This window comes from Bacillus cereus group sp. Bc031 (assembly GCF_027716265.1).
In the GTDB taxonomy this organism is placed as follows: domain Bacteria; phylum Bacillota; class Bacilli; order Bacillales; family Bacillaceae_G; genus Bacillus_A; species Bacillus_A paranthracis.
This window is the reverse complement of record NZ_JAQFUL010000024.1, coordinates 1-25879: the sequence shown is the minus strand read 5'-3', so window position 1 is coordinate 25879 and position 25879 is coordinate 1. Positions and strand designations below refer to the sequence as shown.

Sequence of the window (25879 nt, the reverse complement as noted above, 5' to 3'; positions counted from 1 at the left end):
TTTCCCCCTCAAAGTAAGTGTAATTATGATTAGTCAGTAATAACTGTATGAACTAATTTAGGAGCCACTGCTGTTTCAGCGATAGAAATGTTCTCATAAATTTTCGCTTTTACATCTTCTACATTTTCGCGATTTGCATAAATCGTTACGAATGGCTCGCCTTCTTTTACTGCATCTCCAACTTTTTTACGTAACATTAATCCTACTGCTAAATCGATTTCATCTTCTTTTGTTGCACGACCAGCACCAAGTAGCATAGCTGCGATACCGATTTCATCAGCAACAATGTTAGAAATAACACCTGAAGTTTTAGCAGGTACATCAATTACATATTTCGCTTGTGGCATTTTTTCTGGATTGTCTACAATCGAGCTATCTCCACCTTGATTGCTTAAGAACTCTTTAAACTTCTCAGTTGCTTTTCCGTTCTTCATCACTTCAATTAACATTTCACGCGCTTCTTCTAATGTATTAGCTTTTTTCGCAAGTACAACCATCTGACTTCCTAATACGAGTACTAATTCTGTTAAATCTTCTGGACCTTCACCTTTTAATGTATCAATTGCTTCTTTCACTTCTAGAGCATTACCAATCGCAAATCCAAGTGGTTGTGACATATCAGAAATAACAGCCATTGTTTGACGTCCTACATTATTTCCGATACGTACCATTGCATGTGCTAATTCTTTTGCATCTTCTTCTGTTTTCATAAACGCGCCAGCACCTGTTTTTACATCAAGTACGATTGCGTCAGCTCCAGCTGCAATTTTTTTACTCATAATTGAACTTGCAATTAGAGGAATTGAGTTAACAGTTCCTGTTACATCGCGTAATGCATAAATCTTTTTATCTGCAGGTGTTAAGTTTCCTGTTTGTCCGATAACAGCTACTTTGTCACGGTTTACAATATCAATGAACTGCTCTTTCGTAATTTCAACGTGGAATCCTTCTACTGCTTCTAATTTATCAATTGTTCCGCCCGTATGTCCTAAACCACGACCAGACATTTTTGCTACTGGTACATCTAAAGCAGCTACTAATGGCCCTAATACTAATGTTGTTGTATCACCAACACCACCAGTTGAATGTTTGTCTACTTTAATTCCTTCAATTGCAGATAAGTCGATTGTTTCTCCAGACTCCACCATTGCCATCGTTAAATCTGCACGTTCGCGATCTGTCATATCTTTAAAGAAGATTGCCATTGCAAGTGCACTTACTTGATAATCAGGTATACTTCCGTCTGTATAACCATTAATAAAGAATTTGATTTCTTCAGTTGTTAATTCTTTGCCGTCACGTTTTTTCGCAATAATATCTACCATTCTCATTACAATCACCATTCCTTTTTATATGATATGAATCTATTAAAATAATAAGCCTACGATTGTTGCTGATAAGAAGCTTACTAATGTTGCACCGAAAAGTAATTTCAAACCAAATCTTGCGACTACATTCCCTTGCTTTTCATTTAAGCTCTTAACTGCCCCTGCAATAATTCCAATTGAAGAGAAGTTTGCAAATGAAACTAAGAATACAGATATAATCGCTGTCGTTCTATCTGAGAAATTAAAGTTTCCTTGTGCTAAATCTGTCATAGCGACAAATTCATTTGATACTAATTTTGTTGCCATAATATTTCCGGCATTAACTGCTTCATGCCAAGGTACACCCATAATAAATGCAAATGGTGCAAATGCATAACCGAGAATTTCTTGGAATGAAATACCGATTACACCTTTAAATACTGCATTAATGAATGCGATAAGAGCAACGAAACCAATTAACATAGCTGCTACTGTAATCGCAACTTTAAATCCATCAATAATGTATTCCCCTAATACTTCAAAGAAAGTCTTTTTTCTTCTTCTTGTACTTCTAACATATCTTCTTCATCAGTAACTTCATAAGGATTAATAATAGAAGCAATAATAAAGCCCCCGAATAAGTTAAGCACTAAAGCGGTTACAACATATTGCGGTTTTAATAACACCATATACGATCCAACGATAGACATGGAAACGGTAGACATTGCAGATGCACATAATGTGTACATTCTTTTCTCTGGCAATAATCCTAATTGTTTCTTAACTGAAATAAACACTTCAGATTGCCCTAAAATCGCGGAAGCAACAGCATTATATGATTCTAGTTTCCCCATTCCATTTACTTTACTTAATGCTAGACCGATAGATTTCACAATAATAGGTAACACTTTAATGTGCTGCAAAATACCGATTAAAGCTGAAATAAATACAATTGGCATTAATACACTTAAAAAGAATGAAAACTCTTTTTGATTTACTAATCCACCAAATACGAAATTTACACCGTCAGCGGCATATTTTAATAGCTCTCCAAAACCATCTGCTATTCCGCTAATTAATATATTCCCTACACTTGTATTTAATAATAGAAACCCCAAAATGAATTGTAATATAACCATCGTTATGATTGGACGATATTTGACTTTCTTTCTATCATTACTAACAAGCCAAGCGATACCTAAAATCAATACGAGGCCAAAAACACCGATTAAGTATTTCATAAGCCGTCTCCTCCCGCGTTCGTATCCGCTTACATTTCTTTCAATTGTTAAAGCAATAGATACACTTTACTTTGTGTATCTATTGCCCTTGACTTCACTAATGATTAGTAGTTATCTGTAGCACCTTTTGCATCATTTAATACGATTGCAACACTAGCACTTGCTCCAATACGAGAAGCTCCAGCAGCTACCATTTTGTCTGCATCTTCACGTGTACGAACACCACCAGATGCTTTTACACCAACGTTTGGTCCTACTGTTTTACGCATTAATGCGATATCTTCAGCAGTTGCTCCGCCAGTTGAGAATCCAGTTGAAGTTTTTACGAAATCAGCACCAGCTTTTACTGATAATTCACAAGCGCGTACTTTCTCTTCATCTGTTAATAGACAAGTTTCAATGATTACTTTTACAAGAGCTTTTCCTTTTGCTGCTTGTACTACTTCATAAATGTCTTTTTCAACAAGTTCGTCGTCGCCATCTTTTAAAGCGCCTACGTTGATTACCATGTCAACTTCAGTTGCACCTTTTGCGATAGCATCTTTTGTTTCAAATGCTTTTGTTTCAGTCGTGCTTGCTCCTAATGGGAAACCGATTACAGTACAAACATCTACATCATGTCCAGCTAGTTCTTCAGCAGCTAGCTTTACCCATGTTGGGTTAATACAAACAGAAGCGAATTTATATTCCTTTGCTTCTTCGATTACTTTCATAACATCTTCTTTTGTAGCATTAGCTTTTAAAATTGTATGGTCAATTAACTTTGCAATATTCATTATCTTCACTCCTCATATCTTTTAACAACTTCATTCTAACTCTTAGTTGAACAAATGTAAATATACTTTTGGAATTTTGTTCATTCTTTTTAAAAAGGAATTTCCTTCTAGTAAATAAAGCGCATTCTAACTAAGAAATACTTCATATATAAATTCAAATTTTTTATATTAACAATGGTAGTATGTATCTCAATATCCATAATTATTTTAAAAAAGGCAATTTGTATTCAAAAATAATCCCATAATTCATACATAACAAAATAAAAGGCTTTCTCAAAATGAATATCTTGAGAAAGCCTTTTATTTCTAATCTTCTTTTTGATAATGTAACAATTCTTTCGCCGTATGCTGATCGATAATTAATACATTTGCATATCCGCCACGTAACGCACCATCAATTGCTTTTATTTTTCTATTACCACCTGCAACTAAAATAGAGCGTTTCTTTAATTTTAGTTCTTCTAACTCAATTCCGATGGTTCGCTTATTAATTTCTTCACTACTAATATTTCCGTCTCCATCAAAGAAACGTGAACAAATGTCACCGACCGATTGTTTTTTGAGTAAACTCGTTTCATCCTTATCGAAATAACCTAATCGGAATAATAGCGCTTCGTCTCGCACTGTTCCTACAGTGAAAATTGCAATATTCGCTTGTTTCCCCATTTCGATAATGTGATGAATATGTCGATCCTGCTCTACTAATTCTTTTGTCACTGCATTATCAAATATAACTGGAAGAGGTAGATTTCTTGGCGTCGTTTGAAAAGCATCTGCAAATAATGCAATGGTTTCATTTGCATATGTATTTACACTCGAATGGCTAATACCACCTTTTAGCTGGACAACTTCTACACCTTTTACATGTTGTGGTACGATTTTTCTAGCGATTTCATACATCGTCATTCCCCAGCTTACACCAACGATATCACCGTTTTTAACCGTCTTTTCCATATACTCAGCTGCATATTTACTTATATACTCTGTAATCGTTGCATATTCTGGCACTGGGGAAAATACAACATGTGCTTCTAACAAGTTATATTTTTCTTTCAGTAAATTGCCGACATTATCTAAATCAGCGAATGGATCGGCTATACTAATTTGAACAAATCCTTTTTCTTTCGCGTACTTTAATAGTCTAGAAATTGTCGGTCTTGAAATATTTAATTTGTTAGCAATTTCTTGCTGACTATAATCTGATTGATAATATAATCTTGCAACTTCAACACTTAATTGTTGTTTATCTTTATCCATAGTAACTCAATACAAATCCTTTCCTGTATTTCCTTTTCGTTACAAGCATTATACAGCTTTATGCAAAAAAATTCGACTACCGAATTTTATCTAACTGAACTTCAACTACACTTACTTTATGAAATGAAACATTATCGTGTAGATTTATTAACTCAATATAGTTACGCGTGAAACATGTAAATCGATTATCATTTAATTCATGCATTTTCTGCAATAACGATAATAAGCCCATTCAAAAATGTACGATAGAATCAAGTTATTTAACATAGAAAAGTTGTATATGAGGCCTAGGATATCAAAGACTGTTTTTCTCATACTTACGGAATTTCCGTTCGTTTTTCTGTAAGAGATTGAACGAATAAAGCAATAATTTTATTATATAAAATACAAAAGTTCTACTGAACAAAGAATATAAATTATGTATCCATAGAGATGCAATCCCACTCTTCATTTTTATAATTGATTAGCCAAAACAAGCCCCTTCTTCTTTCAATAACAATACTTTCCTGCATACCTGCAGTTGATTCTCTCGCATTCATTCTATCATGTACACAAGCCCAATGAAGCCGATAAACGAGGTCAGCCTCGTCCAAAATCTCTTCTGCATTTCGCAATTTTGTTTTTCCGAAAAATTCGTTAAAAGAACTGCAATCAGAAACCAGTTTAATTGCATAATGACAGTCACAGATTTCTTTTGGAAATTCCAGTGTATTCACGAGACCTATTGACCAAAGCAAAACCCATTGAGCTTCATACTGCCATGCAATCTGTATCGCTTCTTTCTCTTCAGGTTGCTCTGAATTTAGAAAATTCCTTTCCTGCATCGTTAATGATTCAACCACATCAAATTGATTCAGCAGCTCCATGACGAACTCTTTGGAAGTTTTCAAATCACCTTCTTGAGCAACATCACAAGCATATTGTATAACAATCAGCAAAGCTACTGCTCTCTTCGCAATCTCTTCTCGACTTCTTAACTGAATGCTTGTCAAAGGAGGCAATTGAGGCAATCCTTCGATATATGGAATCCCTTTATCTTGCAGGTAGCTTATAGATTTCTGTTTTCTTTTCTCCCCATCGGTAGAAGCACTACTCTGTCCCCTTACTTTGTTCGTACATGCTTGAGGAGTAAATTCTGAAGGACCAGAGGATCCATCCGGAAATACGATTACTTTTCCATCCTTCCCGATTAGAGTTCGATCAGGGATAAAACCAATACCATTCACCTCATTAAGTAATTTAAGAAACAGCTCCACGTATTCATCACTATAATCCTTCTTCGTCTCTATAGCGATTATGGTATTAATTACAGAAATCTGTGCCAAAACCATCTTCTTAAGATGTTCTTCTTGAAATTCGATTTGATTGTACATGTGCATCATTCCAGGAATATTATTGGAAAAATAATTAGGAGATGATTCTTCAGAATCCACCCGAATAATAATTTTATTTTTGCCAAATAGCCTTTTCGATTGAATCGTATATTCATTTTTATTGCGTTCAACCTTGAAACCATTTTGAAAAACTTGAGTAATGAAGCCTTCTATATCACTTGTATCATTCCTTGATGCAAATATCGTAAAAAATCTCAATTTTCCCCCTCCTATAATTCTTATATTCTTCTTAGCTATTAAATTTTAAAAATAAAAGAACATAAACTATTTAATATATTAAACAGCCTTTTATTGTGGCTTATTCTTCAACTAAGATCCGTTTGATTGTCTTAGTTATCCATATAAATAATTATACTACCCAGTTAGGAGCGCCGCCATATGCTATCGATTTAACGGTTTTATAACACCCAAAACGAAAAAACATTTTTTATTACAACTATTATAATTATGAAGAAGCTCACTTAAATTTACGGGGACGTCAGTAAAATAACAAATAACAAAACAATCAAACTTTTTTATAAAATCTTTACACCACTTTTCAAGAAAGAACTCCATTTTAATCACTTCTTTTTCAAAATAGAGTCTTTGTGTTTTTCATAAAATCAAGATACATACAATATTTCGAATCAAAATTAAAGTCAAATAGTTAACTTTTTTTCCTGCATAACAGTATCTTTATTCACTATTTTCAAATAGAAATGCGATACTGTTGTAATGTAGTATGGATAGATCCAAAGAAACGGGATACCAAATGTGAAAAATCCGATGATAACACCTAAAATAAACCATCCGATAAAACTTAACGATAGTAGGAATAAATCTAATTTATGTCCTTTCATCAGTACTTGACTCTTTTTAATTGCTTCACTCGCCGTATATTCTGGATGATCTAACAAAATATAATAAGCCATAGAATAAGAGATAAACTTTATAATACCCGGTACAATTAATAATACACTCCATAAAAGTGTGTATACAGTCATTAAAGTAGTCACCTTTATAGATCTAAACACATTACTTTTTCGAAATCCTTCAAATAACTCACCAATTGTTGTAGATTCGTGTTTCGCTAAACGCAATGTAACTTTAAGATACCCATAATTCATAATGCCTTGCACACTTACTAAACAGATAAATAGAACAACAAAAACAAGTAAATAAGAAAAAGCGCCTGCTGCATTTAACTTTTCGTCTCCTGTAATGGAATAACTAGCATTCATTATTTCACTTAATAAGATACCAAGAAACAAAAGGGGAAATCCTATAATTAACATACAAATTCTAGAAATAATATGATAAAGAAACGATGACAATACCGCCAATCCCCATTTGTCTTTTAATGAAGATACGGCCGCTTTTTTTAAGCCACTAATCATTTTAATCCTACCTTCCATTTTTTCTTTTATGTGAACTACTTTTACATAAGGGATAACGGAATATTTTAACAATATTCACATTATATACAACCCTATTGATATCCAAATGAATAGTGTAACTATTTCAAAAGTGTTATTTTTAAGTAAGTATCAAATTCAGTACTTCTAATGTTTTTCTAACACTACTTGACTAATTTTTGTGTATTTATTTTCAATCTATTAATCATGTAATTTATTTAAAAACACAGTGAATATACTCGCTACATAAAATCCATTGCCAAACTGAAATCATTCTATAATGGCTTTAATTAAGTTCGAAATGATCAAAAACACTCTGAATTAGGTATTTAGAAAGTTTCTTCAAAGTCAGGGTGTCTATGCTTGGGTATTCCGATTACTTGTTCTCCACTGCTAATATGATGAATAAAGCGAAACTGTAATGAGTGGGGATTCCTCATTCCCCACTCATTATTAGTTGAAACATTCGGACTTTTACGGACAGGTCCTCTCCTACCTAACTTCCTAGCACTTCTCTAAATCTTGAGGCGGGAATTTTATTGCCCGTTAATACGGGTTCTCATTCAATCACATCTTTATAAATGTAGCATTTCAGCCTTTACAACTCGAATATATTCCTGCAACTTACAAAATGCTTCCGTTAATTCCCCAGCTTCTTCTTTATGAAGAAAGCGGGCCTTGTTTCGTTCTTCCTCTATGACAAGTAGTTGCGTAGCTGCATAAGAAAGACCGTACTTTTCGCATTTTCGTTTTATATCTTGAAAAAAAGAAGGAGGTATCGTTCCTGCTCCTGAGACAAGCATCTCATCTAGAGCTTGTTCCAATTCATCGATTATGTGCACTAACTCTATCATAAAATGTTTCCCCTTCATTAAGTGTAATATTTATAATTTCTCCTACTTCTGTATATAAAATAATAGGTGTAACTACGAGCTTTGTTCCTTCCTGATAAGGATGAACTAGCATTCTCTTTACATGTAATGAGTCCAAATATATTTTTACAAGTCGAATTGTCCACTCATTTTCTGGTTGTTTCATCATTTGCAGTTGTAATATTTCCCCCTTTTTATCAATAAGAGGTATAATCCATTTTTGCTCTTTCTTTTGAAACTTCCATTCTTCCATTTCAGTAAATTCAATACAAAAGACTCCTTGTTTAGATGTCTCTAACCTGTTTGCTTTTACTTTTTTTAGTAGTTCTTCCCATGTGGTTATAAAGAGCGATTGCCACTCTGTTACATTTGTTTTCCCTCCTGCTTCTCCTACTGTTTGTGAGCTAGATGACAATTGAAAATCGACGTTAAGCTTTGCATGTTTCAACCATAGACATGAACGAGACAGTTCGTTTCCCTTCCCAGCAATCCCCCATGGAACTTGCTGTTCATGGAGATCTTCAGAAGTTATGTTGCTCCCTTCATAAAACATGGGGCGTGACTGTGTGTATGTAATCCACTTTTCCTGTTCTCGATTATAGAAATAATAGGTCACACCAACATAACCAGATTTCGTTTGCCAGCCGGCTGCGCCAAAGGCATGCAAAGTAAGCGGTGGTACTTCATAATATTCCGAACGATACGGACTCTCTTGCAGACGATGCTTTTCTAACAACATAATGTATTCATAAATCGCGGACAGCGTTTGCCGATAGGATGCCATTTGAAAAGAGGCATGTTTCATTCGGTATAGCCTAATATCAGTCCCGAGCTTGCGAAATAAATTTTCTAACTTTGCTAGTTTCAAAGAGCGCGCTTTTACAGAAAGTTGTTCTATTTCATAGATTGTTTTTTCTGTAAGACGTGTTAAGCCCAAGTGAACAATTTGCTCAATCATCTCTTTGAAAATAGATAGCTTATCCGACTCAATAATAAGACACTGCACTTGTTTCGTTTCATGCGAAATTCCTCTTTCTTTTTGATACCAATATATCGCTTCCACCTTATGCCGGCATATTCCCTCTGTTTTACATGTACAAATTGCATCAGCTACCGACTCAGCTGTCAGAAAACGAACCGTTATAGACTCTTCTGGAAAAGAGACAATTAAAGCACCCTCCTCTTCCAAAACAATTTTTTGATGAAATGTTTTGCGGAACATCATTTCAGCCCACATTTTTTCGGAGACAATATTGCGAACATCCACATTCAAAAGGGCAGAGAAATCAACTTTTATATTTTCTTCACCTTCGTACATCTTCTTCGCTTCTAATAAAGCCATCATGACATGCTTACAAATCGAGCGCGCTTCACAAGTACAGGAGTAACTGCGTATATCTCCCGTAAACGTTACAGTAGTTTCATCATCAAGATGTATTTGCGCTATATCCTCTTCTAAATCTATTTTGATATTTTTCACAACTGCCAAATCCTTCATGGCTCTCTTATATGTTCCTTTGTTGGACATGGCAATTAAATATGTTTCATCGATAGAGGAAAGAACATTTAAGAAATGATTGTTGCGATCCATTGCGCCAACCTCCCTGGTGTTAATGCTGCTACATGAGCACCAAGTGCCGCCATTTTTTTTGCTGCCTCTTTATCATAAAAAGGCTGTGCAGTCGGATCGAGAGAAGTAAGCACAATCAGCTTCGCCCCTGATTCTACAATCTTCATCGCTTCTCGGTACATTTCATTGTAACTACCGCCTTCATATAAATCCGTTACAAGTACGACAATTGTTTTATGAGGTATCTCAATTTGATTCGTTGCGTAACGCAGCGCCTGAGCAATATAGGTTCCTCCACCAAGCTGTACACTCATAAGCGTTTCCACCGGATCATCAATACGATCCGTTAAATCAACAACAGCTGTATCAAAGATGAACAGATTTGTCTTAATCGTCGGTAAGCTTGCAAAAATACCTGCCATAACTGCGCTATGGATAACAGAATCAATCATACTTCCACTCTCGTCTACTGCGAGGATTACCCGCCATGTACTAACATGCTTCGTGGCAGCATAAAAGTATGTTTTTTCAATATGAATGGTATTTGTTTCTTTGTCAAAATACTTTAAATTTTTTCGAATCGTTTTCTTAAAATCAAAATTGCGCATCGTGCATACCCGGCTAGAACGATTTCGATCCGGTCTACCGCTTAATGCGTGCTTCACTTCTTGCTCTAAATTACGATGCAACTCTTCAGTGACTTTTGCTACAATACGTTTAGCTGTGTCTAATACATCCGGTTTTACATAATCTTTAAATTGTAAAATGCATTTTAATAAATTTATATTCGGCTCCATTTTTTCAAGTGTTTGCTTATCTTGCAATAGAGCGGTTAATTCATATTTTTCTAACGCATGGTTTTCCATAATTTCAATGGTTTCCTTCGGAAATAACTCTCGCACTTTCGAAATCCAAGTCGGCACGGTTAGCTGAGAGGGTTCTAAGGATCCACCGCGCTCTTCTCCGCGTTCTCTCTCGTACAAAAAGTCCAGCATCTCGTCCATTTCTCTGTATGCAGGCTCTTCTTCCTGAAATGTGATTTGGTCATCTGCATGTTTCCCGAGAACAAGACGCCAGCGATTTAAAGAAATGTTATTCTCCATCTTCTAGCCCCCGTCTCATTAAAATCCCCTTCGCTTTCCGGTCTAACTGCATTACATACAACAGCATCTCTTCGGAAATTGGGTCTTCTTTTATCGCTTCTTCTGTATCACCATATAACTTGGAAATATGCCTAGCAATCGTATCCACTTCAACCGGCGTGAATTGACTGAATAAAAGGCGCAAATGTGGCAACACTTGCAGAAATACCTCTTCATCAAGTTCTTCTAGAACATGAGACATTCCGCTAAGCAACGATTCGTTATATAAAAAGATATCTTTGGCGCCAGCAAATAAACCACTCAAAAATATCGGAGCTTGCTTTTGCATATCACCACTTCCATAAAAATATCCTTCTGCCACTTGCATTACTTCATCGATTTCCCGCTTTCCTAAAGAAGTTAACAGCCCAAATACCACTCCCTCTACTTGACTTTCTCTCTTTTCCTTTTGCAAATAAAGCTCTAATGCGTCAATAAATTGCTGATCTGTATGCTTCATTGTATACAAATCGATAAGTTTTTCTGCAATAATTGCTGATTTGCCCCTATCTAAAACTGAAAATAGCGAAAGTGCTTTATTCCTAGCATAATCCGCTTGCTGATTTGCTTTTTCTATTTGTGATAAATAATAAGCACAATCTGCCATAGAAGCAAAATCTCCGTCCTTTTGTAAGACTTCATCTATAAATTGGGTGTACATGGAAAAGTCGGTAAACAAACCACTTAAATAGGCTTCTAGCAATAAAAGGGCCACCTCTCCGGCCCGTCCCTTTGCCTTGTTCAGCTTTGCTCTTAGCATTTCTTGCGCCGCTTCTCTCACCGTTCCGCCATACACAGATAAATCAATTAGAGAACTTTCTACTTGTGCTGAAAAACGATATTTCCAAGTTTCACGCATAAGATTAATATTCTGTTTTCTAGCTAAGTTTGGACCGCGTAGTCTCTCGGAAAATGGAACTCCTAAAAAAGCAAGGCAATGAAAAAATTGAATTAAGCGTAAGTGCTTTTCTTTCTTGTATATGTCTAGAATCGTCTCCTGCGGTACAGTTGAACGTACTGGTAGACGAAATGAGCGAACAGAAGCACGAAAATCATGCACGAGCGGCGGCAAATCGGCTTCTTTTGACAATTCCCCGCGCTTCACCCCTTGCAAACTCTTCTGAAGTAATGTTAAAGGCTTATTTGCTGAGAATATCTCACCTTTCACAAATGTACTGTGCACTGCGTCCGTCAATTCATACAATCCGGATTGCATCTTTCCACGAAGCAGTGCAAGTTCACGTATCATTCGTGCAGCCTCAATCTCATCTGCCATTGATATTCCTTCTACCTTTACCTGTCTAGCAATTCGTATCATAAATTGCTCAGCTACCGATTCATCCCTGTTTTCCCAAATATGTTGGTAAAAAGCAGGTGCAGGCATTCCGCTCTTATAGCCACGCATCTGATCGCTTTCTAAAAAAGAATACGGCATAAGATAGTTTTTAGCATTCGATTTAGATAACGGGCTTTTCGACAACTTTTTCTTTTTTCCTTCCAATTCAAGAAGCCCTTTCACATGAAAGCCTCCAGTAATAACGAGCACCTTGTCATACACTTTACGTGCTTTTTCAATTTCTTTTGCCATATGTATCTCCCTAGCTTCACAACCGTCTTCTGTCAGCATCCTCTGCGTATAGTCCACGCGTGTATAATAGCAGTAATGGAATAACTGACGAACAAATTCCTCGCTTGTCATATGAAAACCTTGCAACTCAAAGTATTTCTCCCAAAACTCATGGAAACTTCGGCACCCCGTTTTTTCCGAAAGCATACGGACATATTGACTATGTTGAAAATATCGATCTTCATTTTCCTCATTCTCTTCCTCATTTTTTGCTAGAAACAAATATTCTTTATAAGGAAGATCAATAAATGAAACAGGAATGTTCTGTGCAGCCCCTTCTCTCAGTGCGACAAGTTCCGGTGAATAGTCGAGAAAGGGATAGTACGCACGATACTTTCCACTTTCTCCTCTTTCAAGCACATTCGTTTTATCATCATAACTGCAATATATACAAATTGGAGCTTTACTATCTGCACTCACAATATGCGGAATAAGTGGGTTGCAGTCTATCGGGCCTTCTATAAGAATTACATCTGGTTTATAGCATTTAACAATCTTCTGTATATGAAAAGAGCACGCAGGACTATGATGGCGAATCGGCACATATACGACGTTTCGATCTAAATTGTAAGCTCTTTGAAACAATGCATTTACTTCAGCTGATTGCGAGCTTCGAAAAACGACTTCCATACCTCTCCTCCTATTTGACCTCGCGCCTTAACGATGCTTGTAAAATAACTGCGTAATTTTTCTAAATCATCCTTGTTTTCTTTCGCAATCGTCCCTGACAAATATCGAACAAGCGCATCCATTTTCACTTCTCCACTTCCATAATAGTACGTATCCATTGCACTTTGATAATATACTGATACAGCTTCTGCAGTACTCATAACAGAAGATGGCTGATCAATTCGTTTTCCTTCAGCAGTTATCCCTTCCCGTAGTTCATGAAAAACATTCGCTAACAGTTGAACAACCGTTTTATCCACTTTTGGTGTGATGCCTGATGCCCCTAATAACCGCGTTACTTGTGACTCTATTATTTTTGCTTCAAGCTTTACATCTTGAATTGGATGTACCGTTTCAAAATTAAAACGACGTTTCAATGCACTACTCATTTCATTCACACCGCGATCTCGTGTGTTAGCCGTTGCAATAATATTGAAGCCAGGCTTTGCTGTAAGAATTCCTTGTTCTCCAAACTCCGGAATAGTGAGCACCTTATCGCTCAGAACGCTGATCAATGAATCTTGCACTTCCTGTGGGCAGCGCGTTAACTCTTCAAATCTAGTTAATATCCCTTGTTCCATTCCAACGAAGAGAGGCCCTGGCACAAGTGCTTCCCTTACAGGTCCTTTCGCAAGAAGAAGTGCATAGTTCCACGAATACTTAATTGTATCTTCCATCGTAGCAGCGGTTCCTTGTACTGTATTACGGCTATTTCTGCATATTGCGGCAGAAAGTAGTTCACTCAGCATCGTCTTTGCAGTCCCAGGCTCTCCAATTAACATAAGTCCACGATTCCCTGCTAATGTAACAATCGCTCGTTCCACAAGTGCATCATTCCCATAAAACTTACGGCTAATTTCCACTTCTTGTCCTTCCGAAAGAAGCGCTTCTTCTTGTCCGATAATAAACGTACGAACAGCACGTGGTGACAATCGCCAGTTAGGTGGTTTTGGAAACGAATCATTCGCTTCTAACGCATTCAGTTCTATTTCATATAATTCTTCCATTAATGGTTTAATAGATTGCATATGTCATTTCCTTTCTTATCGCTTACTGCGCCAGTTTTCATCATAGCCAAGATTCGATTCTGTCGTACGTTTTATATCATATAAAATTTCGCTAAAAAATCGTTCAGGTACTTGCTTTGGTACAATGCGTCTCGCATCATCAACTTCGTCATAAGAGTATGAGCCGCGGCTCACTGTACCTGCTTTATAAAATTGAATTTCAAATAGGCATACATCGTCCTCTTCTTCATATCCAACAGGTGCACCCTCAAATGCAAGCTCCGCCCCTAATCCTGCGCGAGTGTCTTCTTTATAGAAAGAATAATACACACCAGCATCTTCAACTGATCCGCGATTCCAGCCGTACTTCGTTATCTTACCAAACAGCGAACGACCATTGATTTGAATACCCCCAAACCTTTCCACAGTTACTTTCTCATCTTCCGCCACCAAAAATACTTCCCGAACAATCTGCGGGAATGGTTGGATAACCTCATAATCTTCTAGCTGTTCCTTCCATAATTCTCTTTCCTCTTCGGACAATTCTAGCGGATGGATCAGACCGATAACAGTGTCTGGCGTAAGTTCATGCTCTTCTTCGTCAATCGTATTAAATGTTCCGTCCTCCATATAACGGAACATCGCAACCAACTTTCCTTCCTTATACTCGCCCCAAATCAGTGAGATAGCAAATTACTGCATAATTGGATTTTCTACAAACAGAGATTTCCATGTATGTTGCGACCAATAGCGATTAAGAGAAAGTGCTGTTTCGAGACGCTGCGTTTGCATACTAATGATGCTTCGAAGCTGTTTCTTGATAGACGATAACTCCACCTTAGCCTCTTCTGCTTTTTCCACATGATCTTTTGCATTGGGTTTCGGAAGCGACTTTATTCGTTTTCCCTCTTCTGTTTTCAACTCGATTTTCAGGTTGGGTGTTAAATAGGCAGTAAATGCCCTGCTTCCGTAATCAATTGTCTTTTCACCGCGTTTATTAAAGCCAAGGTCTGGAACAAGCTGATCCTCTAGCTCTTCTTCTGTTATACCGCGTGTTTTAGCAGCGAGACTCAACGCTTCTTTCGCAGCATTACGCACCTGCTTATGTTTATATTTGAATGCCATAGTATTAATCGTCATAAGTGCAAGATATGATGAAGACAACGCCAACGCCTGAACAGCTGCGGCAGCAATAGCTCCACGCATGCCAACAGCCCACTCATCAATCTGCTTTTTGAGTAGCAGCGCCATTTCATCATCACTATAAATGCCGTACATCGAAAGAATACCGCGTTTTTTCGCCTCCGCCCCTTGAGAAACCCACAACTGATAGATTGCCTGTATATTTTCTTTCAAATCTTGTTCATTCAAAGCCGCAGCTATCATTTCCGCCGCTTCCTTTTTCAAAATTACAGACTCTGATACATACTGCTGAAAATAAGCTAGTGGAAGCGTTGTATCGGCAATTGTATTAGAGTCACGAAGACGAATTTGTGGTTCAAATCCGAGCCATTGCACGAGTGCATTTCTTTTTTGCGGTGTTAAAATACGTGTACAAAAAGATTCGATACTTCCTGATACTCCTTCTATGTCCTCATCGCCAAGCAGCGGAGCAAACTTCTCCATCAAGGAAGCATTTTTCTTTTCTTTCAAAGCTTCTTGCACAAGCTGTGTATATTTTTCAGATTTATAGTATAAAAGTGTTTGCATTACATTTTCGCGTACGACTTTCTTTCTACTATTCAATTCCTTTGCTACATCATCTGCAGCTTCCACATCTTTTGTAAGAAACTCGACTGCGGCAGTACGTACTTTTTTAGAGGAATCTCCAAGACTTTGAATAAGAAGAGCACGCGTTTTAACCGCATCATACTTTGCTAGCTCATCCAAAATGAAAATCCGTTCATCTACAGAATACTCAGTAAATACTCCTTTCACATATGCCTGTTCTTTTACAAATAAACGAACAAGTGCTTCTTATGCCTTACTTTCATCCTCACTGTGCCGAGCAGCTTGTTTAACTGAATAATAAACAAGTTTCTCCTTCGATAAACCGTAGGATAGAAGATCTTCCAACATTCGTTCAAGCGAACCTTCCCTATGAGAATACTGTTGCAGAAGTTCATATAATTTATAATTATAGTCATTTCCAAATTGAAGTTTGAACGCTGCTTCCCTCTTTACCGCTTCCTCTATATCCCAAAGGAGTGCAATTGCTAAAACAGACATTCCCCGGTAATTATTTTGCTGCTTTGAACTCTCAAGCACTTGCTTCATATCTTCAAATGATAATTTCCCAACTAAATAGTCACGATATGTATCACGTATGTCAGATGATTCGGACTCAAGGGCAATCATTAAAAATTCTTCACGTAATCTGTTTCGATTAAATTCGTATCCTTTTTCCGCCAAAAGCATCACCACGAAAAGATAATAACTTTGACTTAAATATTGCAGCGTACGCTGAACAAATTCTGGCTGCTCTTCCACCATACGAAGCAATAATTGATATTCATATACTTTGTCGGGGTTAAAGACGCCTAAATGACGCCAGGTAAGACGATATGCGAAAAACCTTTCCTCTGAAACACCGAATTGTTCGCACAAGTTTAGACTGGTTTCATACGCTTGTTTATCAAAACTCCTTGTTCTTACATGATTTCCAAACTGATCAAGAACATGACACACATGATCCGTTGCATAATCCATAAAATTTTTAACAGAACGTTTCGCTAACAAGTCAATATATCGTCTTGCCACATTTGAATGCTGATAAATACGAAATAATAGGTGCCAGGTTACATCAGGTAAAGATGAACCAACAGTAACTTCACTATCAGATTCACCTCGAACGTATCTTTTCGCCAATTCTATCTTCTCTTGAGCCCCATCCAGTTTCAATATAAACTCCGCATGCTCTTGCAGCTCTTCCTCCAATAAAGAACTGTACGTAAGAAATCTCTCATAATCTGCATCTAGCATATGCAGAAGCAAAACCATCTTTGGTCGACCTGTTATAACTTGCAACTTCTCTTCTATGTACTTTGGATTCTCCCTTATTAATTCCCTAAGAAAAACATCTGCTTCATTTACAGAACGGGAAAGATTCGTTAAATACTTACACGCCAATTCTACAAGACTATCAAATGCAAGACCGCTTTTTTCAAAATAAACTTTTATATCTGGAAAACTCATATGTGAAAAGCGTACGAGAAGAACGTTCAACAGTTGATCTTCAAGCAAATAATAAAATAACCGAAAAAAAACTGCGTCTTGCTTATACGTTTCCCTAAAATCACTCATAAACTGCCAAGCAAAATCACTACGTTTATTGTCACGAATCGTCGTTTGTTCTATATGTTTTAAAACTTCTTCATCTCTCGTCTGTAAGTAACGTAACGCTAATTCCTCTTGTTCCCCTGTCATATTAAGATGTTGAAACAACTGATATGTACTGACTGCCATCTTCTCTGCCTCCCTAATCCTTTTATAAATTCATAGTTATATTACTTAAACAAAAACCATTATATCCCATATCCGAAATTTCAGATATAAAAACACGGAATATTTTTACATTATCAGTATATCATATCAGCCCAAGAGAGAACACACGTTCCGCGCAAGGATTTCATATTTATTTAAGATAATCATTGAAAATTTGGTTTAGAGATACTCAAAGTAAGTAATGGACGTTTTTATGTTATGTATTAGACTTAGGGTTTTGGCAAAAAATTAATGTTCTGTATTCAAACTCAATTTAATGAATAAAAAAGACGCCAATTATAGCGTCTTTTAAAAAATCTTGGTTTTCAAATAGATTATTATTTTACATTAACTTTATCATTTTAACTTAGTTATTTGGGAATCATTTTAATATTTCTGATAACCCCATAATTTCTTCAGCTTTTGGATTTTGGATGCTATAGTAGATTTCTAGCCCCTGACGATTTCCCTGTAGAATGTTTCCTCTCATTTTAGATAGGTGTTGTGAAACTAATTCCTATCGTTGTCAGTGGACATAAAAAAAGATGGCTTCGATCGAATATCAGAACCACCTTTTAAGTGCTTGATTTTTCAGGTCTTTTTTATAAACATAAATGTATTAAGATTTATATTTTTTTACTGTACAAGGAATAGTTACAATGTACAAATCTATAGCATAGATTGTAACCCAAATACCTTTACCTTCAGCTTCTAACTTTTTATCTAGTTGAGACAAATGTTCTGAAACTTTTCTTTTCCCCCATCTCCTAGGAAACCATTGAAAAACCTTAGGAACATTATATTTCTTATTATACCAAGTATTCAATCTCCAGAAAATCAAAAAAACAAAACAATAGTTACGATACGAAAAATATCAGAATATGAGATTCCTAAAATCATATTATATCCTCTCCATTTTCACTAAAATCCATATAATTCACTTTTTAATTCTAATTCATCCCCATCCCCTGTTTCGAAACCCTTAAATAATAAATGAATTATTTAATTATGATTAAAGAACACATTATATTCTTTTGATAAATTACCATGAGGATATGGACAAGAAACATAATCCCATAATTTATTATCAGCTTGTTGTTACGTTCTTCCATAAATCATAAGGGGGTTATTAATTTCTTCTATTAGGACAATGGGGCTTACGATTAATCATACCAAGAAAAATAAATACCCTGCGATAAAAAGATCGGTACCTTCATCAAAAAATGTACATTATTTGGTTTCTGAGTTTTATAAAATTACAAGTCCACCTCTCACAAAAACAGGATAAAAAAATAAACAGCAGAACTAGTCCACTGTTTACTTCGCTACGCCTTCATGTAATTTTTCTGTATAATCTTTTACGTCTTTCCAGCTATCTTTTGCTGTATGTAAATCTTCTTTTATAAACGTAAACTCTTCAGGAGTAATTCCTTTTACGTTTTGTAATAAGTTATTATATTTTGCCCCTACTGTATACCATTGATTTGATATGTTTTGCAGTGCTGTAATTGCTGCATCAATCGTTTCAGTCATATTTGTTGTTTTATTTTTTACATCTGTTAAAATTGCGACTTCTGCTTGCGCTCCAGAAATTCTATCTTTTAAATTAGCGATTTCTCGTTCTGCATTTGCGATATCTTTTTTCGCAACCGCAATCATCGGTCCGCCAGCAAGACATGTTATTAGAGCTACGCAAAGTACGCCACCAGCAATAACCATATCATTACTCTTTTTAATCGAATCGTTATATGTATTTATTTGTTGCTCTAGAGCTGGAATACCTGCATTCGTACTTGCCAATATCGCTGTTAACTGATTTGTATCCTCTTTGAAACTATTTGTATCTTTCGCCATTCTATCGCGAAAAGCTTTCAAATTTCCTAATAATCCATCTACCTCATTTGGATTCTTTACAATATCCGCATACAACTTTTCTAAATCCGCTTTTAATTTTCCGCTATCCTTTTGATCAATCGCTATTAACATGTCATTATAATACGATTGAAAAGTATTATTGTAATTAATAATATTTTGATCCGTTTTCATAATTTGAGGCTTCATATTATTTAACCAATATGCCGCATTCATTTTTGCATCTCTTTGATGCTGAATCATATTCCCTTTAAATTCACTATTAATCAAACTTATTTTACTTAAATCCGTCTCTTGTTGATTTTGAATTAATTTTGCATATGAATCCATTGCAAATATGCTTGATGTCGTTTGTGCCATTACATCTTGGAATCCAGCTGGTCCAAGAGAATAGTTTTTCACATTTTCTTGTAGCACCTTTACATTTTGTTCTGCTGCAAAAGGATGTAAAGGAAATGCATTACTCGTTGCCACCCCAGCAATCATTAACGTTAAAAGACATTTTTTATAAAATCGTTTCTGCATACTTTTCACCTGTTTTCTTTATAAGGGTATAAAGTGAAACTTTAATGAGTGGGGGTTTTCTTCATCCCCCACTCATTATTAGTTGAACCAGTCGGACTTTAATGGGCAGCCCGATCCCCACCTAAATTCTTTGCTTTCGCTGCATTTTGAGGTGGGGGTCTTACCGCCCATTAAAGTCGGATAAAAAGCTCCTGCTCACAACTGAACAGGAGCTTCAAATCTTTCATCAATACGTAACGCTCTAACGATTCGTATTTAATTAAGCTTTTTTCGTATCTACTACTTTAATATCTTCAGCATAAATTTTTTCTGCATAGTCTTTAATGTTTTTCCAGCTATCTTTCGCAATGTTTAAATCTTCTTTAATGAAAACAAGGTCATTCGGACTAATTGAATCTACATTTTGAAGTAAAGAATTGTATTTTGACCCCATTGTGTACCATTGGTTTGAAATGTTTTGCAACGCTGTAATTGCAGTATCAATTGTATTTGTTAAATACTCCGTTTGTGTTTTAATGTTTGTTAATCCTGCTACCTCTAATTGAGCAGTTGTAACTTGTCCTGTTATTTTTTGAATTTCAGCTTGTGCATTATCAAGCTCCTTTTTTGCTAATACGATTCCAGCTGTACCACCGCCTACAGCTGCTGTACCACCTGCAATTAACGCCACTCCTAACGGCGTTCCTGCACCTGTAGCAATAACTACTGCACCACCGATAATTGCAATTGGCCCTAGAGCTGTCGCAACTGATGAACCGATAATAATTGCATTATATTTACTAATTGCTTCATTGTACGTTGTAATTTGATTTTGCAATAGCGGAATTCCAGCGTCTTGACTAGCTAAAATAGATGTAATTTGATTTGCATCACCCTTAAAGTTTTGCGTATCCGACGTCATTTTATTTCGGAATTTCTTTAAGTCTTCTACTAACTGATCTACTTGCGCTTTATTTCATTAATACTACTTGATAATCTAGTTAATCCTTTCGTAAGCGTCGCTTTATCTTTTGCATCAACCGCAGCAACTAAAGTATCATAATAGTTTTGGAATTTCGTATTGTAATTAATGATATTTTGATTTGTTGAAATAAGCTGTGGCTTCAATACATCTAACCATTGCTTCGCATTTCCTCTAGCTGTATCCTGGTGCTGAATCACTTTTCCTTTTAAAGCAGCATCAACAGACGATACATTTCCAAAGTTAACATTACCTTGTTTAATAATTGTTAAAGCGTATAGATCCATTACTAAAGCGTTTGAACCTGTTCTTTCCATTGCATCTTTTAGGCCTTCTGGTCCTAATGAGTATTCCTCATAGTCATTATAAGCTTTTGCTACCGCATGAACTGGAGCTTGTTTCACTGTACTTTCAGCTGCATACGTATGAGCTGGCATAATGTTTCCTGCTGCAAATACTGCCATAAGTGCTGATAGAGCCATTACTTTATAAGGTTTTTTTGTCATTTTTCTTCTCTCCCTATATCGTTACTTATTTTTAATGTACTTCAACGTTTGTAACGTAATCTTCAAATTGATTCGTTTGTTTATTCATTTCATCACTTACTTTTTTAATTTGGTTGAAATGTTTTTGTAGTAAACTACTATCTGTATATGTGCCTTCTTCAACATTTTTTTGAATTTGGATCATATTATTGTTTAAAACTTTCCAATCCGTTAACAACGTTTCTAAAGTTGTAATTTGACGGTCAATTAGTTCTGTAAAGCTACTTACTTGATCTTCAACGAATGTAATTTGAGTCGCCTCTGCTTCAGTTTGTGATAATTTTTGAATAAGTGGTAGAAGCTCTTTTTGTTTTTGCTGAATACGAAGAGCCGCTTCCCTCGTTTGACTATCGGCAGCATTTACAATTTCATTACTTAAAGTACCGATAGAAACAAAATCAATTGTTTTCGTTTGTGCAGTTTGATTTGTAATTGTAAATACTTGTTTACCGATATTAATAGAACCTTTAATAATTTCTTGAGGTCTATTCAATATAGTAGTTAGTTCAGCTTGAATTTCCCCTTGAATTCTTTTAATATCTTCTCTTAACTTCACAATATCTCCACTTGATCCTTGTAGTGTTTTTATTGCTTCATCAGCCTTTATCGATAAGTTATTACTATCTTTGTCTAATACTGCTTTAAATCGATTTAGTTCTAATAAATCTTGCTCGATACTCTCTTGGATGCTTTGTACTTGCAATTGTAATTTTCCATATGCGCCTGTAAAATCTGCTTTTGCCTGTTCATTTTCATTTACGTTTTCTGCTAGTTCATAGAGCTTACTATAATAGCTATTAAATCTAGTACTATACCTCATCATCTCTTGATTTAAGTCGATTAACTTCGGATTATATTCATCAATCCACTCTCTTACATTTGCCTTTGCAAATTTTTGATGATTCGTCAAACTACTCATCGCGTTCACCTTAATGTCTGGCTGTTGTAAAATAACTAATCCATATGCTTGTATAAGTGGTGATTGTGATCCTAACATTCTAATTGAATTCGATAATGTATTTGGAGCAATTACATTTTGTGCATATACTGTTTTCACTTCTGTTTGCCCCTCCTTAGCGTAAGCGCTTACAGGAATAAAACAACTCGTAGATACTGCTGTAACCAATAACCCTGTAATTAAAGTCTTTTTCACTTTAACTCCTCCTATGTATTAGCAACTATTACTATCGCATTTTATTATTCTATTTTCTTACACATAATTTGAGATGGTTAAAATAGAGAACGTTCTCATCGCGATCCATGTACGAACCACCTCTCCAAAATTTTATTGCTACAGTACTTACTTATTGTTATAAAACTTTTCATATATACTTAGTATGAATAACATTGCATAAATTTTCTATTTCATCTTATTTTCCACATTCATACAGTGAATATATTACATAAAAATATTATTCATCTTAAATTAAATAACGTACGTAAATATGAAATTCCGTTTTGTTTTCATGTAAGTTTTGTACTGTAAGGTCATTTAAACACAGCTATTTATATAACGTAAAGAATCATTTTCATTCCCTTTATTTTCAAGCCTTCATGTCTTTATTTCAAAATATAATCCACTTCACTTTTTCAATTGAAATATACATATATCACAACAAAAATCTCTACTTTCTCCAAGACGCAAAAATTATATTAATATACTTTTATAACCCATATGCAATTATGCATAGCGTATACACAAAAAGGATAGCTTCACTTATGTAAAGCTATCCTTAAAAGACCTTCTTACTTTTTCAAATGATATGGAACTGTCGTAATAACAACATTTCTTTTATAAAGTAAATACGCACGAATAAGTAAACTAGATTGATTATGAAGAATGTTATGCCAACCTTTTTTCGGAATGAATTGTGGTATAACGACCGTAACTCGGTAATTTGATTCACTCGCTTTATACTGTACTGTATCAATGAACTTTGTTAGCGGTTGAATAATACTTCTATAATGAGAATGTAAAGTAACAAGCCTTACTTCAGGTTGCCACTTCTTCCATTTCTCTTCAAATTTCTTTTCCTCTTCTCTGTCAAAAGCAACATATACAGCGATAACTTGGTCTGCAGAAAGAGACTTCGCATAGTTTAATGAATTTTCTACTACATGCGTCATACCAGCTACTGGAACGACAATTACATTTCCTTCAATCGGTACAATCCGTTCACAAGTTTTTAAACTTAGTTGGTCTCCTACTGCATCATAATGTTTCTTAATTCGGTGGAACAAGAAGATAATAACAGGTAAGAAAATAAGGATTGACCAAACTTGTGCGAACTTAGTTAAAAAGAACATACTCATTACGATAAAACTAATGACTGCACCAATTAAATTGACGGTTAACCTCAAAGCCCATCCTTCAGGTTTTTCACGAAGCCATTTTAATACCATACCCGTTTGAGAAAGTGTAAATGGAATAAATACACCTACTGCGTATAATGGAATTAAATGTTCTGTTTGCCCTTGGAAAGCTACAATTAAAATAATCGATGCGATCCCAAGTATAATAATTCCGTTTGAGTAACCTAGGCGGTCTCCTCTAATCGTAAACATTCTCGGTATAAACTTATCTTTTGCAAGGTTTACTGCTAATAACGGAAACGCAGAATATCCTGTGTTAGCAGCAAGAATTAATATTAAAGCTGTTGTACCTTGTATAAAATAGTACATGAAATTACGTCCAAATGTTTGTTCAGCAATTTGTGAAACAACTGTTACTTCTTTACTTGGAGAAATTCCGTAATAATAAGCTAAGAACACAATTCCTGAAAATAAAACTGCAAGTAATGCACCCATTGCAAGTAATGTTTTCGCTGCATTGTTTGGCGCAGGATCTTTAAAGTTCGGAATTGCATTTGAAATTGCTTCAACACCTGTTAAAGCAGAACTACCTGATGCAAATGCTCTTAGTAATAAAAATAAACTAATCCCTGCAACTGGTGTTCCAATCGGCGTGTGTAAAGCCTGCGAAACGTGCTCCGTTAAAATATTGTATATCCCTACACCAATTAATATAAATAGTGCCAAAACGAATAAATAAACAGGATATGCTAAAACGGAAGCTGATTCCGTTACACCTCTTAAATTTAAGATGGTAATAAATATAACAAATATAATCGCAATGATTACATTATGTGCATGTAAACTAGGAAAAGCAGATGTGAGCGCATCTGTACCTGCAGACACACTTACTGCAACAGTTAAAATATAGTCAACTAATAAAGATCCTCCAGCAATTAAGCCTGGATTCATCCCTAAATTTTCTTTTGATACAACATACGCGCCCCCGCCATGCGGATAAGCAAAAATAATTTGACGATAAGATAAAATAAGGGCCGTCAATAATACTAATACCCCAACAGCGATCGGAATGGAATACCAATAAGCGATCGCTCCAACACCTGCTAAAGCAATTAAAATTTGCTCTGGACCGTAAGCAACTGATGACAATGCGTCAGAAGATAAAATAGCTAAAGCTTTCGTTTTATTAAGCTTCTGTTCTCCAAGCTCTGTTGATTTTAACGGTCTTCCAATTAAAAATCTTTTAATAGATGAAACCACTGCTGTCCACTCTCCAATAATTTTGTACGAACTTTTCTGCTAGTTATAGCGGATAAACGATTTCTTCAGAAAACAAAAAATGTCTACAAGCCATAACGAAATAGACTTGTAGACATTATTTTTTTTGTCGCACAAGCTCCACCTTCCTTCTCAATATAACGCTTACGAGGTTAGCTGTCGGATTCGGGCCTATGAGTAGCCCTACCTTTTTCAAGGATTCACCCCATTGGATTAAGAACTAATCCATAAGAACGGGTCCCCCGCACCATGCGGTTTCAGCGATTTAGAAAATTGAAACTGTGGATTATAATACTCCTTTATTTTCAAAATGTAAACAAAAATTTTTAAAAAGGAAAAATTAAAATGATTGCGCATAATCCGCTGGTAAATATACATAATGAATACTAAAAAATCAATAAAGGAGATCTATATGTCTAAAGAAAAGAAGCCTATTTTTTCCGATTCCTATTTAGATGCATTAGCAAATGAAATTAATCAATTATACGGTAAACGTGAACAGGAAATAAATTTGACAGATAGAACAAAAAGAAATAAATGATTTGTCATAAAAAAAAGAAAGCAATACACTAATCCGTACCCTTTGTAAAGGACATTTTAAAAAAAGTTAGGCGGCATCAAGAAGATGATTTCTGTATTCAACAGG

The 25879-nt window shown here is 35.6% G+C and carries 14 protein-coding genes, 5 pseudogenes and 1 riboswitch; of the genes and pseudogenes, 1 reads left to right on the top strand and 18 read right to left on the bottom strand.

The annotated features are described in order from the left end of the window. Nucleotides 1-29: 29 nt before the first annotated feature. From PDQ33_RS11770 to PDQ33_RS11685, 18 genes and pseudogenes are all read right to left on the bottom strand, one after another. Complete coding sequence (locus PDQ33_RS11770) at nucleotides 30-1331, bottom strand: pyrimidine-nucleoside phosphorylase (RefSeq protein WP_001983022.1); 1302 nt, start codon at nucleotides 1329-1331, stop codon at nucleotides 30-32. A 36-nt stretch (nucleotides 1332-1367) separates the two neighbouring features. After that, nucleotides 1368-2548 (bottom strand): annotated as a pseudogene (locus PDQ33_RS11765) (NupC/NupG family nucleoside CNT transporter). Between the two features lie 104 nt (nucleotides 2549-2652). Then, on the bottom strand, nucleotides 2653-3324 hold the full coding sequence (deoC, locus tag PDQ33_RS11760; protein ID WP_001017431.1) for a deoxyribose-phosphate aldolase: 672 nt from the start codon (nucleotides 3322-3324) through the stop codon (nucleotides 2653-2655). A 306-nt stretch (nucleotides 3325-3630) separates the two neighbouring features. Then, complete coding sequence (locus PDQ33_RS11755) at nucleotides 3631-4581, bottom strand: sugar-binding transcriptional regulator (protein ID WP_000356563.1); 951 nt, start codon at nucleotides 4579-4581, stop codon at nucleotides 3631-3633. A gap of 416 nt (nucleotides 4582-4997) precedes the next feature. Further along, nucleotides 4998-6173 carry a DUF4272 domain-containing protein gene (locus PDQ33_RS11750; RefSeq protein WP_061131154.1) on the bottom strand — a complete coding sequence of 392 codons (1176 nt, stop codon included), beginning with the start codon at nucleotides 6171-6173 and terminating at the stop codon, nucleotides 4998-5000. A gap of 440 nt (nucleotides 6174-6613) precedes the next feature. Continuing rightward, nucleotides 6614-7351: a DUF975 family protein gene (locus PDQ33_RS11745; RefSeq protein WP_002194960.1), complete on the bottom strand. Its 738-nt coding sequence runs from the start codon at nucleotides 7349-7351 to the stop codon at nucleotides 6614-6616. A gap of 593 nt (nucleotides 7352-7944) precedes the next feature. Beyond that, on the bottom strand, nucleotides 7945-8223 hold the full coding sequence (locus PDQ33_RS11740; protein ID WP_061131152.1) for a hypothetical protein: 279 nt from the start codon (nucleotides 8221-8223) through the stop codon (nucleotides 7945-7947). After that, nucleotides 8195-9832 carry an SWIM zinc finger family protein gene (locus PDQ33_RS11735; protein ID WP_061131151.1) on the bottom strand — a complete coding sequence of 546 codons (1638 nt, stop codon included), beginning with the start codon at nucleotides 9830-9832 and terminating at the stop codon, nucleotides 8195-8197. Before PDQ33_RS11735 ends, PDQ33_RS11740 begins: the two co-directional genes overlap by 29 nt. After that, nucleotides 9808-10914: a VWA domain-containing protein gene (locus tag PDQ33_RS11730; protein ID WP_061131150.1), complete on the bottom strand. Its 1107-nt coding sequence runs from the start codon at nucleotides 10912-10914 to the stop codon at nucleotides 9808-9810. The genes PDQ33_RS11735 and PDQ33_RS11730 overlap by 25 nt, the downstream gene beginning before the upstream one ends. Continuing rightward, nucleotides 10904-13210, bottom strand: a complete 2307-nt coding sequence (locus PDQ33_RS11725) for a DUF5682 family protein (RefSeq protein WP_270755738.1) — start codon at nucleotides 13208-13210, stop codon at nucleotides 10904-10906. Before PDQ33_RS11725 ends, PDQ33_RS11730 begins: the two co-directional genes overlap by 11 nt. Continuing rightward, entirely contained in the window at nucleotides 13171-14277 is a 1107-nt protein-coding gene (locus PDQ33_RS11720; RefSeq protein ID WP_270755737.1) for an ATP-binding protein, read from the bottom strand. Before PDQ33_RS11720 ends, PDQ33_RS11725 begins: the two co-directional genes overlap by 40 nt. 15 nt (nucleotides 14278-14292) lie before the next feature. Then, nucleotides 14293-17721: pseudogene (locus tag PDQ33_RS11715) on the bottom strand (DUF4132 domain-containing protein). Nucleotides 17722-18358: 637 nt separating this feature from the next. Next, a pseudogene (locus PDQ33_RS11710) lies at nucleotides 18359-18639 on the bottom strand (hypothetical protein). A 21-nt stretch (nucleotides 18640-18660) separates the two neighbouring features. After that, a pseudogene (locus PDQ33_RS11705) lies at nucleotides 18661-18858 on the bottom strand (DUF4176 domain-containing protein). A gap of 198 nt (nucleotides 18859-19056) precedes the next feature. After that, entirely contained in the window at nucleotides 19057-20136 is a 1080-nt protein-coding gene (gene nheC / locus PDQ33_RS11700) for a non-hemolytic enterotoxin NHE subunit C (RefSeq protein ID WP_270755736.1), read from the bottom strand. A 259-nt stretch (nucleotides 20137-20395) separates the two neighbouring features. Then, nucleotides 20396-21603 (bottom strand): annotated as a pseudogene (gene nheB, locus PDQ33_RS11695) (non-hemolytic enterotoxin NHE subunit B). A 31-nt stretch (nucleotides 21604-21634) separates the two neighbouring features. After that, a complete protein-coding gene (gene nheA, locus PDQ33_RS11690) occupies nucleotides 21635-22795 on the bottom strand; it encodes a non-hemolytic enterotoxin NHE subunit A (RefSeq protein ID WP_270755735.1) in 1161 nt (386 codons plus the stop codon). A 593-nt stretch (nucleotides 22796-23388) separates the two neighbouring features. Then, a complete protein-coding gene (locus tag PDQ33_RS11685) occupies nucleotides 23389-25215 on the bottom strand; it encodes an APC family permease (RefSeq protein WP_270755734.1) in 1827 nt (608 codons plus the stop codon). Nucleotides 25216-25359: 144 nt separating this feature from the next. Further along, a riboswitch (cyclic di-AMP (ydaO/yuaA leader) is annotated at nucleotides 25360-25506 on the bottom strand. A gap of 139 nt (nucleotides 25507-25645) precedes the next feature. Between PDQ33_RS11685 and PDQ33_RS11680 the strand changes: the two genes are divergently transcribed. Then, a complete protein-coding gene (locus tag PDQ33_RS11680) occupies nucleotides 25646-25774 on the top strand; it encodes a hypothetical protein (RefSeq protein WP_000031869.1) in 129 nt (42 codons plus the stop codon). Nucleotides 25775-25879 lie beyond the last annotated feature (105 nt).

Excerpts from the sequence above, each read along its gene's own strand:
- PDQ33_RS11740 (WP_061131152.1), bottom strand. The coding sequence starts at position 8,223 with ATGATAGAGTTAGTGCACATAATCGATGAATTGGAACAAGCTCTAGAT.
- PDQ33_RS11720 (WP_270755737.1), bottom strand. The coding sequence starts at position 14,277 with ATGCAATCTATTAAACCATTAATGGAAGAATTATATGAAATAGAACTG.
- PDQ33_RS11730 (WP_061131150.1), bottom strand. The coding sequence starts at position 10,914 with ATGGAGAATAACATTTCTTTAAATCGCTGGCGTCTTGTTCTCGGGAAA.
- deoC (WP_001017431.1), bottom strand. The coding sequence starts at position 3,324 with ATGAATATTGCAAAGTTAATTGACCATACAATTTTAAAAGCTAATGCT.
- PDQ33_RS11735 (WP_061131151.1), bottom strand. The coding sequence starts at position 9,832 with ATGGATCGCAACAATCATTTCTTAAATGTTCTTTCCTCTATCGATGAA.
- nheC (WP_270755736.1), bottom strand. The coding sequence starts at position 20,136 with ATGCAGAAACGATTTTATAAAAAATGTCTTTTAACGTTAATGATTGCT.
- PDQ33_RS11755 (WP_000356563.1), bottom strand. The coding sequence starts at position 4,581 with ATGGATAAAGATAAACAACAATTAAGTGTTGAAGTTGCAAGATTATAT.
- PDQ33_RS11770 (WP_001983022.1), bottom strand. The coding sequence starts at position 1,331 with ATGAGAATGGTAGATATTATTGCGAAAAAACGTGACGGCAAAGAATTA.
- PDQ33_RS11680 (WP_000031869.1), top strand. The coding sequence starts at position 25,646 with ATGTCTAAAGAAAAGAAGCCTATTTTTTCCGATTCCTATTTAGATGCA.
- PDQ33_RS11725 (WP_270755738.1), bottom strand. The coding sequence starts at position 13,210 with ATGGAAGTCGTTTTTCGAAGCTCGCAATCAGCTGAAGTAAATGCATTG.
- PDQ33_RS11745 (WP_002194960.1), bottom strand. The coding sequence starts at position 7,351 with ATGATTAGTGGCTTAAAAAAAGCGGCCGTATCTTCATTAAAAGACAAA.